11 protein-coding genes are annotated in these 14,948 nt (G+C 63.6%); 6 read left to right on the top strand and 5 right to left on the bottom strand.

What is annotated here, in order from left to right; all coding sequences use genetic code 11:
• The first annotated feature begins 34 nt into the window (after window positions 1–34).
• The gene (locus tag Q0K02_RS06415) at window positions 35–262 is read left to right on the top strand and encodes a hypothetical protein (RefSeq protein WP_294486287.1); all 228 of its coding nucleotides are present in this window, start codon (window positions 35–37) and stop codon (window positions 260–262) included.
• 570 nt (window positions 263–832) lie between these two features.
• On the opposite strand, the gene Q0K02_RS06410 is transcribed toward Q0K02_RS06415, so the two are convergent.
• The 3 genes from Q0K02_RS06410 to Q0K02_RS06400 form a co-directional block, all read right to left on the bottom strand.
• Window positions 833–1,156, bottom strand: coding sequence for a hypothetical protein (locus tag Q0K02_RS06410; protein ID WP_294486285.1), 324 nt, complete (start codon window positions 1,154–1,156; stop codon window positions 833–835).
• A 297-nt stretch (window positions 1,157–1,453) separates the two neighbouring features.
• The gene (locus tag Q0K02_RS06405; protein WP_294486283.1) at window positions 1,454–3,040 is read right to left on the bottom strand and encodes a sigma-54-dependent Fis family transcriptional regulator; all 1,587 of its coding nucleotides are present in this window, start codon (window positions 3,038–3,040) and stop codon (window positions 1,454–1,456) included.
• Between the two features lie 27 nt (window positions 3,041–3,067).
• On the bottom strand, window positions 3,068–3,799 hold the full coding sequence (locus Q0K02_RS06400) for a tetratricopeptide repeat protein (RefSeq protein WP_294486281.1): 732 nt from the start codon (window positions 3,797–3,799) through the stop codon (window positions 3,068–3,070).
• Window positions 3,800–5,019: 1,220 nt separating this feature from the next.
• Between Q0K02_RS06400 and Q0K02_RS06395 the strand changes: the two genes are divergently transcribed.
• Together Q0K02_RS06395 and nadD are read left to right on the top strand one after the other, a co-directional pair.
• Window positions 5,020–6,288: a glutamate-5-semialdehyde dehydrogenase gene (locus Q0K02_RS06395; RefSeq protein ID WP_294486278.1), complete on the top strand. Its 1,269-nt coding sequence runs from the start codon at window positions 5,020–5,022 to the stop codon at window positions 6,286–6,288.
• A gap of 4 nt (window positions 6,289–6,292) precedes the next feature.
• Window positions 6,293–6,982: a nicotinate (nicotinamide) nucleotide adenylyltransferase gene (nadD, locus tag Q0K02_RS06390; protein ID WP_294486275.1), complete on the top strand. Its 690-nt coding sequence runs from the start codon at window positions 6,293–6,295 to the stop codon at window positions 6,980–6,982.
• Between the two features lie 568 nt (window positions 6,983–7,550).
• Here the strand turns inward: nadD and Q0K02_RS06385 are convergent.
• Together Q0K02_RS06385 and Q0K02_RS06380 are read right to left on the bottom strand one after the other, a co-directional pair.
• Window positions 7,551–10,835: an autotransporter outer membrane beta-barrel domain-containing protein gene (locus Q0K02_RS06385; protein ID WP_294486273.1), complete on the bottom strand. Its 3,285-nt coding sequence runs from the start codon at window positions 10,833–10,835 to the stop codon at window positions 7,551–7,553.
• A 263-nt stretch (window positions 10,836–11,098) separates the two neighbouring features.
• Window positions 11,099–11,509: a hypothetical protein gene (locus Q0K02_RS06380; RefSeq protein ID WP_294486268.1), complete on the bottom strand. Its 411-nt coding sequence runs from the start codon at window positions 11,507–11,509 to the stop codon at window positions 11,099–11,101.
• Between the two features lie 382 nt (window positions 11,510–11,891).
• Here Q0K02_RS06380 and hemW point away from each other — a divergent pair, with 382 nt between their 5' ends.
• The 3 genes from hemW to Q0K02_RS06365 all read left to right on the top strand — a co-directional run bounded on the left by hemW (window position 11,892) and on the right by Q0K02_RS06365 (window position 14,938).
• The gene (hemW, locus tag Q0K02_RS06375) at window positions 11,892–13,043 is read left to right on the top strand and encodes a radical SAM family heme chaperone HemW (protein WP_294486265.1); all 1,152 of its coding nucleotides are present in this window, start codon (window positions 11,892–11,894) and stop codon (window positions 13,041–13,043) included.
• Window positions 13,040–14,053, top strand: a complete 1,014-nt coding sequence (gene gluQRS / locus Q0K02_RS06370; RefSeq protein WP_294486263.1) for a tRNA glutamyl-Q(34) synthetase GluQRS — start codon at window positions 13,040–13,042, stop codon at window positions 14,051–14,053. Before hemW ends, gluQRS begins: the two co-directional genes overlap by 4 nt.
• A gap of 258 nt (window positions 14,054–14,311) precedes the next feature.
• Window positions 14,312–14,938, top strand: coding sequence for an HAD-IIIA family hydrolase (locus Q0K02_RS06365; RefSeq protein WP_294486259.1), 627 nt, complete (start codon window positions 14,312–14,314; stop codon window positions 14,936–14,938).
• Window positions 14,939–14,948: the final 10 nt, after the last annotated feature.

The raw sequence follows: 14,948 nt of genomic DNA, 5'->3' as shown, positions 1-14,948 counted from the left end.
AAAAATCAATGAGATTTTTCAAGGAGACCTTCCTATGGCCATGAGTGACGATATCCGCAGCGTGCGTTCCTTCCTTGGTTCTCTGAATGTCGAAACTTTCAGTCCCTCGCTGGTGGCCCTGGCCTGCAGCAATCTCGAAGCCCTGGCCGAGCAGGCCGAAGCGCTGGAGAACACGCCCCTGGCCGTTCGCCGTTCTCCCCGTCGCCGCGCTGCGCCCGCCGCCGCGGTGCGCCGCATGGAAGTGCTGTCGCTGCTCCAGTAGCCTGCGCGGAGTGCTCTGTGCTTACGGTTCGGCAGGGCAGGTGACGCTTGCGGATGCCTTCGCGGGCCTTGGTCGGGAGCGCAACGCCTCCTCGTTCAGAGAAGGCACGCCGGGATTCGGCGGGCTTGGCGGACGCCTTGCGCTGCGCCGGGCGAAGCCGCGCCAGTTTTTCCCCGGAGCGGCAGAGTGCCGGGCACGGACGCCGTGCAGCGCTGGTGCCGTCGCCGCGCCGGGCGACGTGGATTTTCTGCGGGGATGGACTCGGATGCGGCACAGGTCAGCGATGGAGTCGTGCGGGACAGAACTCCGGCATGGAGCGGAGCGTCGGGCGGATGCCGTTGCGACGGAAGCTCCGCTGCGGTCGGCTTCCGAGAGCACAGATGATGCACAGGCTTTTTGACGCGCAGGCTCTGCGCCGCGGCATGCTGCGAGTCAGCGGCGTAAGGCGTGCAGAGACACGGCTGACCGGTATCGCCCTTTCTTTTGAGGGCTCGGGCGTTTGTGTACTGACCGGGGAAAACGCCGTTCGGAGGTGATGCGCGGCAAAAAGTCCTCCGGCTGCCTTGCCCATTAAAATAAAAAATTCTCTTCGCCGTTTCCGCCGCGCCGCAAAAAATTCCCGCGGCCGCTGCCCTGCGTTGCGATAAACTTCATCCCGGTTTGCGACGCGCGGCAAAAATTTTTCATAGGCGGCTGCGCGGCATCACGCAAGGCAGCCTCCCGCTGCTTCAGAAAAGCACGTTCTTCAACGGGGCGCGCGGTAAAGAATCTCTCCGATTCTGCGTTGCGCCGTGAAAAGACGCCTTCCCCGGTGTCGGGCAAAAATTCCCGCCGTGGCAGGGCACAACCACTTCGGCAGACGCGACACGAAATCTCTTTGCTGTCGGCGCTCAAAAAGCTCCGGCAGTCCGTGCCGCAGGAATCCTCCCTCCGCGGCGTTGGGGGAAAACGTCGTTCGGCGGCGATGCGCGGGAAAAAGTCCTCCGGCTGCCGTGTTCAGCAAAAAATCCCTCCGCCGTTTCCGCCGCGCTGCGGAGTGTTCCCGTCGCCGCGGCTCTGCGTTGCGATAAACTTCATCCCGGTTTGCACCGCGCCGCAAAAAGTCCTCCGGCTGCGTTTCTGCGGCCGCGTTTTTTCTCAAAAAAAATCCCTCCGCCGGATACCGGGGAGGGATTCATGTTTTTTCATCCGCTACATGTTCTTGTTGCGATAGACGAACTGGTGCGGATCAATGCCGTATTTCTTCACCTTGTAGTTCACGATGCGGTAGCTCGACTTGAGGTCGCGCGCCGCCTTCAGCATGTTGCCTCCGGCCTTGATGAGCGCGTCCACAAGCAGTTCCTTTTCAAAGCGCGTCACGGCGTCGCCGAGGGAGAGTCCGGCTTCGGTGGCCGTGCTTTCGGCGGTCTGGAGCGAGGGCGGCAGGTCGCCGGCGCGGATCACGCCGTCTTCGCAGTACTGGGCCGCGCGCTGAAGGCAGCTCGTGAGCTCCGAAACGTTGCCCGGCCAGAAGTACCGGGTGAGCAGTTCCAGCGCCGGATAGGAAATGCGCTTGATTTTTTCCGTGTGATAGTCGGCGTTGCGCAGCAGCAGATGCTCCACCAGCGGCACGATGTCTTCGCGGCGCTCGCGCAGCGGCGGAATGTGCAGCGAGCACATGTTGAGCCGGGCGTACAGTTCTGCGGAAAAGCGTCCCTGTTCCACCAGCGTGTCGAGCTGGGCGCTCGTGGCCGCAATGACGCGCACGTCCACGGGCACGGGATCTTCGCCGCCCTGACGCAGCACGGTGTGCTCCTTGAGCAGCCGCAGCAGACTTTCCTGCGCGGCGGGCGTGAGGGCTTCCACGGCGTCGAGGAAGATGGTGCCCGTGTTGGCCTGTTCAAAGAGACCTTTCTGTGTCTGCATGGCCCCAAGAAACGCTCCCTTCTGATAGCCGCACAGCTCAATCTGAAGCCGTTCCGGCGGAAGGGCCGCGCAGTGGCACACGACAAGCGGCACGTCGCTGCGCGGACTGAAGGCGTGAATGCGCGTGGCAAGACGTTCCTTGCCCACGCCGGGCTCGCCGCACAGCAGCACGGGCGCGCGTCCCGGCGCGATGTGGGCGGCCTGTTCCAGAATGTTGCGCATGACCTTCGACTGCGCGATGAACGCGGAATCGGAACGGGCGTCTTCGCTGGCGAGATCGTTGGCGATGCGTCCGGGAAGGCGGCGCTGACGGCTGAGTTCTTCCTGCAGGTAGGCGGCTTCGTTGGCAATGAGCGCGGCCACCACTTCCATGAAGACGCGGCGTTTTTCGAGATCTTCGCGGGAGATGAATTCGGTGTCGGCGTTGAGGGTGCCGATGACCTCGCGCGCCGAAAGCGGACCGTCGCCCGCAGGCGCAAGGATGGGCACGGAAATGAAGGAGAGGCGTTCCATTTCCTCGTCGGTGCGCTCGAAGAGCAGGCTGAGGAAGAGGGAATCGCCCTTGAGTTTTTCCACGATCACGGAGCGACCGGTGGCAAAGACCTGTCCGGTGACGCCCACCCCGGGCGCGTAGTTGGCGTGATTGGCTCTGGGCTGGGTATCGGCGAGGCTGAGGCGCAGCATGCCGGTTTCGGGATCGAAGAGCACGAGGTGCGGACGCAGAAAACCGTGACGTTCGGAAAGCTTGCGCAGCAGCGAGGTCAGACTGGTCTGGAAGGGGCGTTTGGGGCCCATTTCGCTGGCCATGAGGCGCAGGGTTTCCAGCCAGGGGCTGACATCCTGATTGGCAGCGTTATTGGAATGATGCAGCATGAAAGCACTCCGACAGTCGGAACGGCGTTATTTGAGAGAAGCAATGCGGGAACGGAAGAACGCGGCAGACTCCTGATCGGTGGGGGGCAGGGCGGCGACGGCGGCTTCGTAGGCGGCCACGGCTCCGGCCTTGTCGCCGGCGGCGACGGCGGCTTCGGCTTCCTGCTGGCGGATCACGGGCACGGCGTCGGAGGGAGCGGAAGCGGCGAGTTTCTTGAATTCATCGCGGGCGGCGGCAAAATCGCCCTTGTGCATGAGCACCTGAGCGTAGTTGAGGCGGGCGGCAAAGGCGAGAGGGGTGTCGCCGTCGGCTTCGGCCACGCGGGCGTAGGCGGAAGCGGCCTTGTCCCAGTCGCCGGTCTGCACGGCGGAGGCGGCGAGTTCGAGATCGGCGGCGGCGCGCACGGCGGAAGGCGCGTCCTTGAGGAAGGTTTCGAGAGCGGCGACGCGGCGCGCCGGATCCTGAATGGAAATGACGCGGCCGAGGGCCTGACGGGCGTCCTTCACCTGTTCTTCGCGATACCACTGCCAGCCGGCCACGCCGAGAATGATGAGCACCACGACCACCACGCCGGCGGCGATTTTGCGGGCGTGAGTGAGCACGAAGTTCCAGAGGGGAGCGGCTTCGGGGCTGACTTCGGCCTGCATTTCGGCGCTGAAATTGGGAAGGTTCACGCCGCCCATGACGGGATCGGCGCCCTTGCGGAAGGCGGGCTGGGACAGAGGCGTAGGTTTCTGAATGGTGGGACGCTGTGCCATGTATGACTCCTTGAATGGGGAGAAGAGGACAAAAGGAAAGGCCGGATGACTTTCCGGCGCATGGAAGCACGCTAGTAGAGACTGACATAAATGTCAAACACAGACGCAGAAACGGCGCGGTTTTTCTGATGTCCATAAGGGATTTGCGGATTTCGTCAGAGCGGCGGCGGCCGAGCTGCGGTCAGGCTCCTGTGCGGGCGGGTTGCGCGCAGCTTCCGGGGGAGGAACTTGCCTGTGTCGCCTCGCGCAGAACGGGTTCGACGAAGTCGGAAAGGGCTTTTTTGATGCGTCGGGGCGGGAGCGTCTTCCATCGTTTCTTCACATGCCTCTTCCGGGCCGCGTTTTCTCTCGCGGCATTCATCTTCTGAGCGGCACCTCTTCCTCCTCCGATGCATCCTTTAATTAAAGAACAGCGTTCGGAGAGTACGCAGGCCCGTTTGCGCAGGACACACTGTACGGTCTGCGGAACTTGCACGACGGCGGCTGCGTTTAACGCCGGAAGTGAATTCCGGCTACTTGCCTGCCGTCGGCGCGACCGCCTGAAGGCAGGTCGCGGGCCCCAGAGCGTTGAGAGAACGCTTTTCGGTCTGCATTGTCAGCCTTAGATGTTTCTTCCTCCCAAAAATATTTGGAAATTCCATGTTGCCCGCGTTCCCCCGAGCGTTGAAAAAACGACTTCCGATTTACCTGTGGCCCTGACTTTGGTGTTCCCTCCAACATATCTGGCAGACTCCCCATATCGCCGGGGCTGAGGGGGGAGAGAATACTTTCTGGTCTGCATTTACGAAACTGTCCTCGATGTTCTCCCAAAAAACATCTGGAAATCCTCTCCTTTGACACGACTGTCCGACTTTTTGTCGGACAGGAGTCGGCCACCGCAGGTGGGCGCAGCAGCGCACACCTGCACTGAGTCCGCAGACCGAACAGCGCCCGCCAGGCACACCACCCCCTCGCAGTCCCAGTCTTTCCAAGCTCCCGCCTGTTTTCGGCAACGCGCTTTGCCTGCACGCTCCCGCCCCGCCGAGGGCGAAGCCTGAGGCGGAAACAGGGGGGCGCGGGGGGAATTATTTCCCCCGCATGCCTTTCCTGCCTTTTCTGCCTTTCCGGGGCAGCGCCCCGGTGCTCCGATCTGGTTCCCTTCCTCTCAATTGCCGAAATTGTCTTTGACTCGGGGGGCGGGGGACCGTATGCTTGGCGCATGTTTTTCTAAGGAGTTGGCAATGGAAGAAAGAGACATCCGTGAAGCCGTGCGTCTTGCCGGCAGAAAGGCGAAGGAAGCCTCCCGCCGGATGGCGGCGGCGAGTTCTGCGTCGAAGGTGCGTTTTCTGGAGACGCTGGCCTCGCTGCTGGAGGAGCGGGAAGGGGAGCTTCTGGCGGCCAACGGCAGGGATCTTGAAGCGGCCCGGCTTGCGGGGCTGGATGCGCCGCGCATGGACAGGCTGCGTCTGACGCCCGCCATTCTGGCCGACATGGCCGGGGCGTGCCGCTATGTGGCGTCGCTGCCGGATCCCGTGGGGGCCATGGATTCCCAGTGGCAGCGGCCCAACGGGCTGCTGGTGGGGCGCATGCGCGTGCCGCTCGGGGTGGTGGCCATGGTGTACGAGGCCCGGCCCAACGTGACGGTGGACGCTTCCATTCTCTGCCTCAAGGCGGGCAATGCGGTGATATTGCGCGGCGGTTCCGAGGCTCTTCATTCCAACGTGGCGCTGGCGTCGGTGCTGCACGAGGCGCTGAGCTCGGCGGATCTTCCCGGCGACGCGGTGCAGTTCATCGACATCACGTCGCACGACGCGGTTTCCGAGCTGTGCCGTCTTGACGAATTTGTCGATGTGCTCATTCCGCGCGGCGGCGAATCGCTGGTGCGCGCGGTGACGAGTCAGGCCACCATGCCCGTGCTCAAGCACTACAAGGGCGTGTGCCATGCCTTCATCGACGAGAGCGCCGATCTGCCGCAGGCGCTCGACATCGTGTACAACGGCAAGGTGCAGCGTCCGGGCGTGTGCAACGCGCTGGAATGTCTGCTGGTGCATGAGGCCGTGGCCGACGCGTTCCTGCCCATGGTGGCGGAAAAGCTCGGCGGCGCGGGGGTGAGCTTCCGTGCCGACGCCTCTTCGCTGCCGCTGCTCGGGCCTTCGGCCGTTCCCGCCGCTCCCGACGACTTCGGATGCGAGTTTCACGATCTCATTCTTGCGGTGCGCGTGGTGCGCAACATGGATGAAGCGCTGGCCCACATTGCGGCCTACGGCTCCAATCACACGGAGATCATCTGCACTACGAATCACCTGAACGCCATGCGTTTCCTGCGCGAAGCCGACGCCTCCATGGTGGCGGTGAACGCGTCCAGCCGCTTCAACGACGGCGGACAGCTCGGCCTCGGCGCGGAAATAGGCATCAGCACGTCGAAGCTCCACGCCTACGGCCCCATGGGCGTGAAGGAACTCACCACCACCAAGTTCGTGGTGTTCGGTCAGGGGCAGGTGAGGAAATAGCTTCATGGGCGCTACGGGCATACTCGGCGGCACGTTCAACCCTGTTCACAACGGACATGTGCGCCACGCCATAGAAGTGGCGGAAGCGCTGGGCCTTGAGCGCGTGCTGCTCATGCCCTGCGCCACGCCTCCGCACAAGGAAAGCGCCGGACTGCTGCCCTTTGACATTCGGGTGGAACTTCTGCGCGCCGCGGTCCGCGACATTCCGTTTCTCGGCGTGGAAACTCTGGAAGGCGAACTCGAGGGCCCTTCGTACACCTGGCGCACGCTCCGCGAATGGGCCCGACGCCACGAAGGCGAAGAGCTGCCCTATTTCATGATGGGGGCGGAATCCTTCGCCGCGCTCGACACCTGGAAGCACGGCCTGGAACTCCCGCACTTCGCGCACCTTGTCATGGTGCCGCGCAACGGCGACGACGGAAGCGTGTTCCATGAAAGCATCCGAACCTTCTGGCCCGGCAGCCTCCCCGACGACAGCGACGTGCCCCTGGGCCGCGAAACCGTGCCCCTCACGGGCGGCGGATGCTGCACCTTTCTCCCCGTGCCCAGACTCGATATCAGCTCAACCTTCATCCGCGCCCGCTGGCGCGCCGGCCGCAGCCTCGCCGGTCTCCTCCCCGAAGCCGAACTTCGCGCCCTCAACGCCCGCGCCGCCGAAGTCTCCGCCTGCTGGGCCACCGCCCGCGTGCGGTGAGAGAGGAAAGGCAGAAAAGGCAGGAAAGGCAGAAAAGGCAGCGGGGGAGATAATCTCCCCCGCGCCCCCATGTTTGCGGACGTGCGCTGTCGCGCCCGTCCGCGGATGGGGGAGGGCGATGGCGTTGCCTGGTCAGGTGCGCTGATGGCTCTTGTTTGTGGAAAACAGGGGAGATCTTGCGCGGAAAGGTCTGGAGAGCGTGGGACGGTCTGCCGGGGATCAGGACGGAAGTCTCGGAACTCAGGCGGTTGGGCACAGGGCTCAGGCGTTTTTGTGCAGGCGTGCCGGATGGAAAGCGCCCGAGGGAAGCGCCCGAGGGAAGCGTCAGTGGGAAGAGCCGGAGAGTCGCGCCGAAAGGCAGCGCCGGATGAAAAAATATCGACGGAGAGCGTCAAATTAAAAGAAGAAGACCGGGAGAGAGGCCCGGTCTTCTTTTTTGCCGAACGGATATTCAGCTTTTTCCGAATGGTTTCAGAGTGTTGCTGAATAGGCGCGTTTTGCCGAACGGCGCTCGGTTCCTGCTGAATAAGGGGTCAGCGTTTGCCGGGCGCGGTTCGACGTTGAGGTTTTAGAACTTCCAGCTGATGCCGAGGCTCACGTTCTGATCGGTTTCGTGGCGGGAGGTCTGCACGCCGTAGTTGAGGCCGAGGGCGAGATTGCCCTTTTCGGCCTGCACGCCGAGGGTGCCCGCAAAGCTCGTGGAATCCATGATGCGGGTGTTCACGCTGTCGAGCGCGCCGATGCCTGCATAGGACACCTTGGTGGTGCTTTTCTTGTCGCCGGCGGCGGGAATCACGGAGACGTCGGCGAGGGGCTTGATGTTCCAGCCGGAGACGTCGATGTCCTTGGACACGGTGACGCCCACGGGGAACTGCACGATGTTCTTCGTGTCGGAAGCCACGGAGTTCAGGGTGGAGCCGTTGACCTTCAGATCGTGCTTGTCGGTGTTGAGGGAGGTGTAGCGCACGCCGGCGTGCGGCACGAAGTCGGCGACGGGGGTGGTTATCCGGTATTCGGCACGCATGTCGGCGACGAAGGCGGTGGTGTCCACGTCGGCCCGGGCCTGACCCATGCCCATGGCGGCGGGCATGTTCAGGCTCACGTCGTGGGTGCCGATGGAGTAGCCTACGCTGGAGATGAGGTTGAAGTCGCCGAGTCTCCATCCGGCGTAGAGGTTGACGCCGCCGAAGTTGTAGGAATTGCTCACAGAACTTGCCGTGCCGCCGCTTTGGGACTTGCCGCCGCCGCCGTTGACGGCCGCGCCTGCGCGCACCTTGCCGCCGAGAATTTCGCCGACTTCGGTGTCTGCGCCCAGAATGAGGCCGCCATAGTTGCCGCGCACGGAAGCGCCGGAAGCGCTCATGCCGTGGGTGTAGGTGTTGCCGTACATGGGAGTGGCCCAGACGTCCACGCCGTCCTTGTGGATGTTGTTTTCCTGGCCGAAGAAGCTCAGCGACAGGTGATGCGTGAGCTGATCGACCCCGGCGTCGGCCACGCGCAGGGCGGTGTTCTGCACGCCCGCGGTGACGGCGGCGCGGGAGGTTTCGTTGACGAGCGCCGTGGCGGTGTGATCGTCGGCGATGAACTGGGCGTTGTCCATGGCGCGGCTCAGGAAGCGGATGCCCATGGATTCGGCGTCGGTGTTGTTGAGGCCGCCGCTCATCATGGCGTTGAGGGCGTTGACGGGAATCACGCCGGGCAGGGTGCGGCCTGCGTCCTGGGCCTGGGTGTGAACCTTGACCACGCCGCCGTCGGTGGAGATTTCGGCCTCGATGAGGCGACCGGCGAGGAGATTGGCGCTTTTCCAGTAGTCGCCGGAATCGGAAGCGAGGCCGGAGGTCACGGTGTAGGATTCACCGGAGCGGGCGTTGGCGATGTAGAGCTTGGAGCCTTCGTCCACGGCGATGGAGCCGGAACCGGAGAGCACGGGGCCGGACTTGGCGGCGAGACCGTCGACTACGAGCAGGGAGTTTTTGCCGAAGGTGACGTTGGAGGCGCTGCGCGCGGGGGAATCGCCGACGTGGAGGCTGCCGCCGCCGAGATCGAGAGGACGACCGAGGGCGAGCAGGGCTTCGCCGGAAGCGGGTTCCACGCCGCCTGAGTCGGGCATGCCTATGATGAGGGAAGCGCCGCTTGCCACGCGGAGCGAAGACTGCGCGCCCTGCTGGGTGTAGCCACCGGCGAGCTTGGTGACGCCGCCGGCCACGGTGACGGAGCCTTCGTTGTGGATGTCGTTGTAGGCAGTGGAGGCGGTGTTTCCGGAGAAGACGTTCATGCCGTTGAACGTGAGACTGCCGCCCTTGTCGTTGAAGATGGCGCCGCCGTTGGAGGAGGCGTGGTTGTTCTTAAAGGAGCTGTCGGTGATGGACAGCGCGGCTCCGTTGTTGAAGATGGCGCCGCCGCGGCCTTCGGAGGCGCTGACGGTGTTGCCGACGAAGTCGGAATGGGCGATGGACACGCGGCTTTTTTCGGAACCGGACACGGCAACGGCCGCGCCGCCGAGGGAGGAGACGCCGGCGGAAGCGGTGATCGAGTTGCCGGAGAAGAGGGAACGGCTGATGTCGAGGGAACGGCCGTCCGCGAGGGAGGCGGAAACGACGCCGACGGGCTGACCTTCGTTTTGGGCGACGAAGGCGTTGTCGCCGACGACGGCGCCCTTGAGGGAAACGTGACCGTCTCTGCTTTCCATGCGTTCGACGGATGCGGTGCCGCGGGTGCTCATGCCGCCGTTGACGGCGGTTTTTTCGTTGTTGACGAGGAAGAGGGCGGAATCGGGCGCGTGCTGGCCCCGGACGAGGCTGGTATTGGCGAGGGTGACGCCGGAAGTGTTGTCGATGATGAGGGAGTCGTCCAGGAAAATTTGGGAATTGTCGGTGAAGATGATGTTGCTGTGATTGCTGATTTCGCCCCCGAAGGTGCCCTTGACGTAGAGATTTTCCGCGCTTTTGGAGCCCACGCCGTCGATCATGAGGTTGTTGTTCTTGCCCTGGAGGCTGATGAGGCCGTCCACGCGGCTGTTGCCTTCGAGGCTGACGGTGGCGTTGTCGGTTCCGTAAACGAGGATGGCGACGCTGTTTTCGTCGGCCATGATGCGGCCGGAGTTGGTAAAGAACTTGTTGTGGTAGGCTTCTTCGTTCCTGTCGCTGGTGATGGCGACGCCGACGCCGCCGTTGCGGGCGTGGATGTCGCCCTGATTGGTGACTTCGCCGGAGGTGATGTTTTCCTTGCGGTAGAAGATGCCGACGCCGCCGGCGTCTTCCACGGAGATAACGTTTTTGTTCACAAGGGTCTTGCTGCTGGAACCGGAATTGTCGGTCATGGCGCTGCCCTTGCGCACGGCGATGAGGCCCTCGTTGACGGCCTTGCCGTCGGGATTGACGCCCATGCCCTTGGTGGCGGAGGCGGAAGTGCCGTCCACGAAGATGCTGCCGTAGTTGGTGAGGGTGAAGCTGGTGCCGGTTTTGCCGCCCATGCCTTCGGCGTAGCCGCCGTTTTCGGAGGATTTCACCCAGACGTAGCCGTGGTTTTCGGCGTTGGGATTGTTGGCGTCGGCATAGACGACGGGGGGAGTATCGCCGCCGGAAGCCACGCCCCAGGAAATGCCGGTCTGATCTTCGGCGAGGTTGTGGGTGGTTTTGGGCGGGCCGACGTCGGCGCCGCTGCTGACCACGAAGTCGGGATCGGCGGGGATGAAGTCGTCGAACATGCTTTCCACGGCCATGGCCGGGGCGGCGATGCCGGCAAGGAGCAGGGCGGCCGCGGCGAGGGAGCCGAACGTGTTGATGATGCGGCATTTCTTCAGCACCGCGGCGTAGCGGTTGATGAGATTGCCGAGAGCGCCTTTGGTCGTCATGATGAAGAGGCCTCCATGTTGTTTTCCTCGGAAGCGGCGTCGCTCGCCGATGCTTTTCCGAACCCGGACGGGTGATGCTTCCGGAGTATTTTTCGAGAACAAACGGGTTCGGCACAGGTGTGACGATAAAAGTTCGGGTTTGGGAAAATAGCGGATAGCATAGAGTTATAGTTAACGCCAGCAGAAAAAATGGAGGTGTTGCACTTTGCAAGAAAATTTTATTTATCGTTAAAAAATGGAAAGAAATGGTGCGGGAGAAAGGTTTACAGGTAAACTTGATGATGCAGTGATAAACTTTTTTTATGGCAAAAAAAATTTTTTTGAAGCAACATTTTTTTTGTATTGAATGATCGGTAAAAGATTTTTTCAGGTACGGTAAAGATTTTGTTTGACAGATAGAAAAATGTTATGCATAAGGAGCGGATTTTTTCTGCATCGAGCGGCAGACATCGGGGAACTTCGTCGGGGAACATGGAGCCTTGTCCGCTGTGCCTTTGCGTCGTTTTTTCTTGCCCTCTGCTCATATTCCCATCCCTCCCTCCTTTCCCCGTTTTGCGTTCACAGGCGCTGCCGCAGGGGAAAACGGGGCGCAGCTTATTTTTGTGGAGCGCGCGTACCTGCGCGCGAGAAGGCGGCGCTTGCGTTGTTTCCGAGCCCCGGCCTGTCATCGGCAAGGCCCCTCCGGCATCGCCGGGCCCGTCTTTTTTTCTTTGTCCTCTGTCCGGCGTCGTTTTCGTCTTTTTTTCCCGTCTGCTCCGGGCGACGCCGTGTCGCTTTTTTGCTGCGCCTTGCGGAACGTCCGGCAGGGGGCCTGCCCCCCCCCATGCGGTGTGTTACGTCGAGGCCTGCCCGCCGCAGTCCCTGTGCCTTGTCTTTTCCCTTTGCCCGAGGGCCTTCCCGGAGCCGCTCTCTTCTTGCGCTCCTCCGTGCTTTGCCATGCTTCGACCCGGCATCGCTTCCGCCCTGTCCAGCTTCGCCCCGCGTTCTTGCTTCTCTCCGTTCCTCGCGGCGGCCCCGGGGCTTGACGGGGTGACGGGATTTTTTCATTCTGAAAAGATGTTGCTCTATATTCATGTTCCGTTTTGTCGCCGCAAATGTCGTTACTGCGCGTTTTATTCCGAGCCGGTGGGCTCGGGCGAAGGGCTGTCGCTGTGGGCCCGCGCTCTGGTGGCGGACATGCGCCGCCGGGCGGCGACTCTTGGTCGCCCGCGGGTGAGCACGGTGTTTTTCGGCGGCGGCACGCCGAGCCTGATTCCGCCCCCGGTGCTGGGCCGCATTCTGGACGCGGCCGCGGACTGCTTTTCTCTGGACGGCGATGCGGAAATCAGCATGGAGGCGAATCCCGACTCCGTGGACGCGTCCCGCGCGGCGGGTTTTCGCGCGGCGGGGGTGAATCGGGTGTCGCTGGGAGTGCAGGCGCTTGACGACGCGCTGCTTGCGGCCATAGGCCGCGTTCACGACCGGGCCGGAGCACTCCGGGCGTTTGAGGCGCTGCGCCGCGCAAAGTTCGACAACGTGGGCCTTGATTTCATCTGGGGGCTTCCGGGCGAAACGCCGGAAGCCTGGAAGGCACAGCTTTGCGAAGCGGCGGAACTGTCGCCGGAGCATCTTTCCTGCTACGGGCTCACGCTGGAGGAGGGCACGCCCATGTTTCGGGAGCGCGCCTCGCTGCGCCTGCCCGGCGAGGACGAGGCGGCCGCCATGTACGAGGAAGGGGGCGCGCTTCTGGAAGCGGCGGGCTACGGGCAGTATGAGATATCCAACTATGCGCGGCCGGGGCGGGAATGCCGTCACAACATGGGTTACTGGCGCGGGGAGGAATATCTCGGTCTGGGGCCTGCGGCGGTGAGCTTTCTTGACGGATGCCGCATCAGCGAGCCTGCGGATTTCAAAACGTGGCTTGCGGCGGTGCGGGAAGGGCGCAACGCCGGAGAGACGGAGCGCCTGAGCTTTGCCGAGCGCGCGGAAGAGCTGGTGATGCTGCGTCTGCGCACGTCGGCGGGGCTCGCGCTTTCGGAGTACGCGCGTCTGACGGGCCGGGATTTTGTTTCGGACAACCGGGCGCTGATTGAGGAGCTGGAGCGGTGGAACATGGCCGTGCTTGCGGACGGACGATTTTTTCTTACCCGGCGCGGGATGCTGGTATCCAACGCCGTGATTGAACAGTGCTTTGAGCACATTCCGCCGAAACCGGAGGGGAAGGCATGAACGACGCAGGTTCTGGGGGCGTGGTGGGGCGTTTTGCGCCGAGTCCCACGGGTCTTTTGCATTTGGGCAACGCGTGGTCGTTTTTTCTGGCGTGGATGGGGGCGCGCACGTCGGGAGGCCGCGTGATTCTGCGCCACGAGGACATTGATCCCGACCGTTCCCGCCAGTCGTGGATGGACGCCATCGAGCGGGATCTGACGTGGCTCGGCCTGGACTGGGATGAAGGCCCCAACCACGGGCCGCACGGGCCGTATCATCAGAGCCTGTGCCGCGGCTTGTACGACAGAGCGGTGGACAGGCTGAGCAGGCACGGGCTGGTGTATCCGTGCTACTGCACGCGCAAGGAACTGCGGGTTCTGGCGGGCGCGCCGCACGGAGCGTCCGACGGGCTCGGCGATGCGGGCGCGGCCTATCCCGGAACCTGCCGTCACCTCACGGCGGAGGAGCGCGCCGAAAAGGAAGCCGAAGGCAGGCGTCCGTCGCTGCGCCTGCTCTGCCCGGACGACGACGTGGAAGTGTTTGACGACCTGGTGCTCGGCCGTCAGGAAATTTCGCTGAAAAGCTGCGGCGGCGACTTTGCCCTGCGCCGTTCCGACGGGGTGTGGGCCTATCAGCTTGCCGTGGTGGTGGACGACATGCGCATGGGCGTCACGCAGGTGGTGCGCGGGGAAGACATTCTGCTTTCCACGCCGCGTCAGCTTCTGCTCTATCGCCTGCTCGGGGGCACGCCTCCGGCCTTTGCGCATATTCCGCTGCTCTGCGACGAGCAGGGAGAACGCCTTGCCAAGCGCCACGCCAGCCTGAGCCTCGCGGCCCTGCGCGAACAGGGATGCAGCCCGCAGGCCATCGTGGGCGAGTTCGCCCGCATCGCCGGACTCCAGGAAACAAGCGCTCCCACGTCTCCGAAACGCCTCGCCGACAGAATCATGCACGAAGGCCCCTTCCCCTGGCGCAGCCTGCCCCGCGGCCCCATCGTCGTCCCCGGGAGCGCCCCGCAGCGCTGGAAATAGAGAGGAAGGGGACAGACCGGAGCACCGGGGCGCCGCCCCGGACCCCGCCGGGGGAAATAATTCCCCCCCGGCCCCCCTGATTTCGCCTCCGGCTTCGCCGTTCGGCGGGGATTCCCGCTTTCACGGCCCACAGCCCCTGATTCCGCCGAGGGCGTTGTTGTTCGGCGGGGGGGGAGAAATGACGGGGAGGGCGATGGGTGGGGGAGCTCTGAGGCAGAGGGGAAACATGGATGTTGGAATATTGGAGGGAAAGACCGGATGGAATGGTCGGCAGTGCTTTTTGATCGCGACGGAACGCTCATTGTGGACAAGCATTATCTTGGGGATCCCGCGGGCGTGGAGCTCATACCCGGCACGGGCGAGGCGCTGGGACGCCTGCGCCGGCGGGGTGTGAAAACGGTGGTGATAAGCAATCAGTCCGGCATCGGGCGCGGATATTTCCCGGAATCGGGCTGGCACGCGTGCGAGAAGCGTCTCGGGGAGCTGCTTGCGCCGTTCGGGGCCGGTCTGGACGACGAACGGTTCTGTCCGCACGCGCCGGAGCAGTCGTGTTCGTGCCGCAAGCCGGATGTCGGCATGTGGGAGAGTTTGAAGGCTGCGCGCGGTCTGGACGAGGGGCGGTGCGCCATGGTGGGCGACAAGGTGGAGGATCTTCTTTTCGGCGCGAACGCCGGACTGGCCGCGGCCGTGCTGGTGCTCACCGGCAAGGGCGAGGCGAGCGCGCGGAAGCTCGGGCTGGATGTCGACGGGATTGTGCAGCGGGGATTTGTGCCCGTCGAGGCCGAACTGCCCGGAGCCCGGCGCGCCGGAACGCGTCTTTTTGCCGCGCCGGACGTGCGCGCCGCGGTGGATGGTCTGCTCACGCTCTCCCTGCCGGAAGCGTGACGTTGCCGCG

The sequence above is a fragment of the uncultured Mailhella sp. genome (assembly GCF_944324995.1).
In the GTDB taxonomy this organism is placed as follows: Bacteria; Desulfobacterota; Desulfovibrionia; order Desulfovibrionales; family Desulfovibrionaceae; genus Mailhella.
The sequence above is the reverse complement of the archived record's forward strand: the minus strand, read 5'-3'. Positions and strand labels throughout refer to the sequence as shown.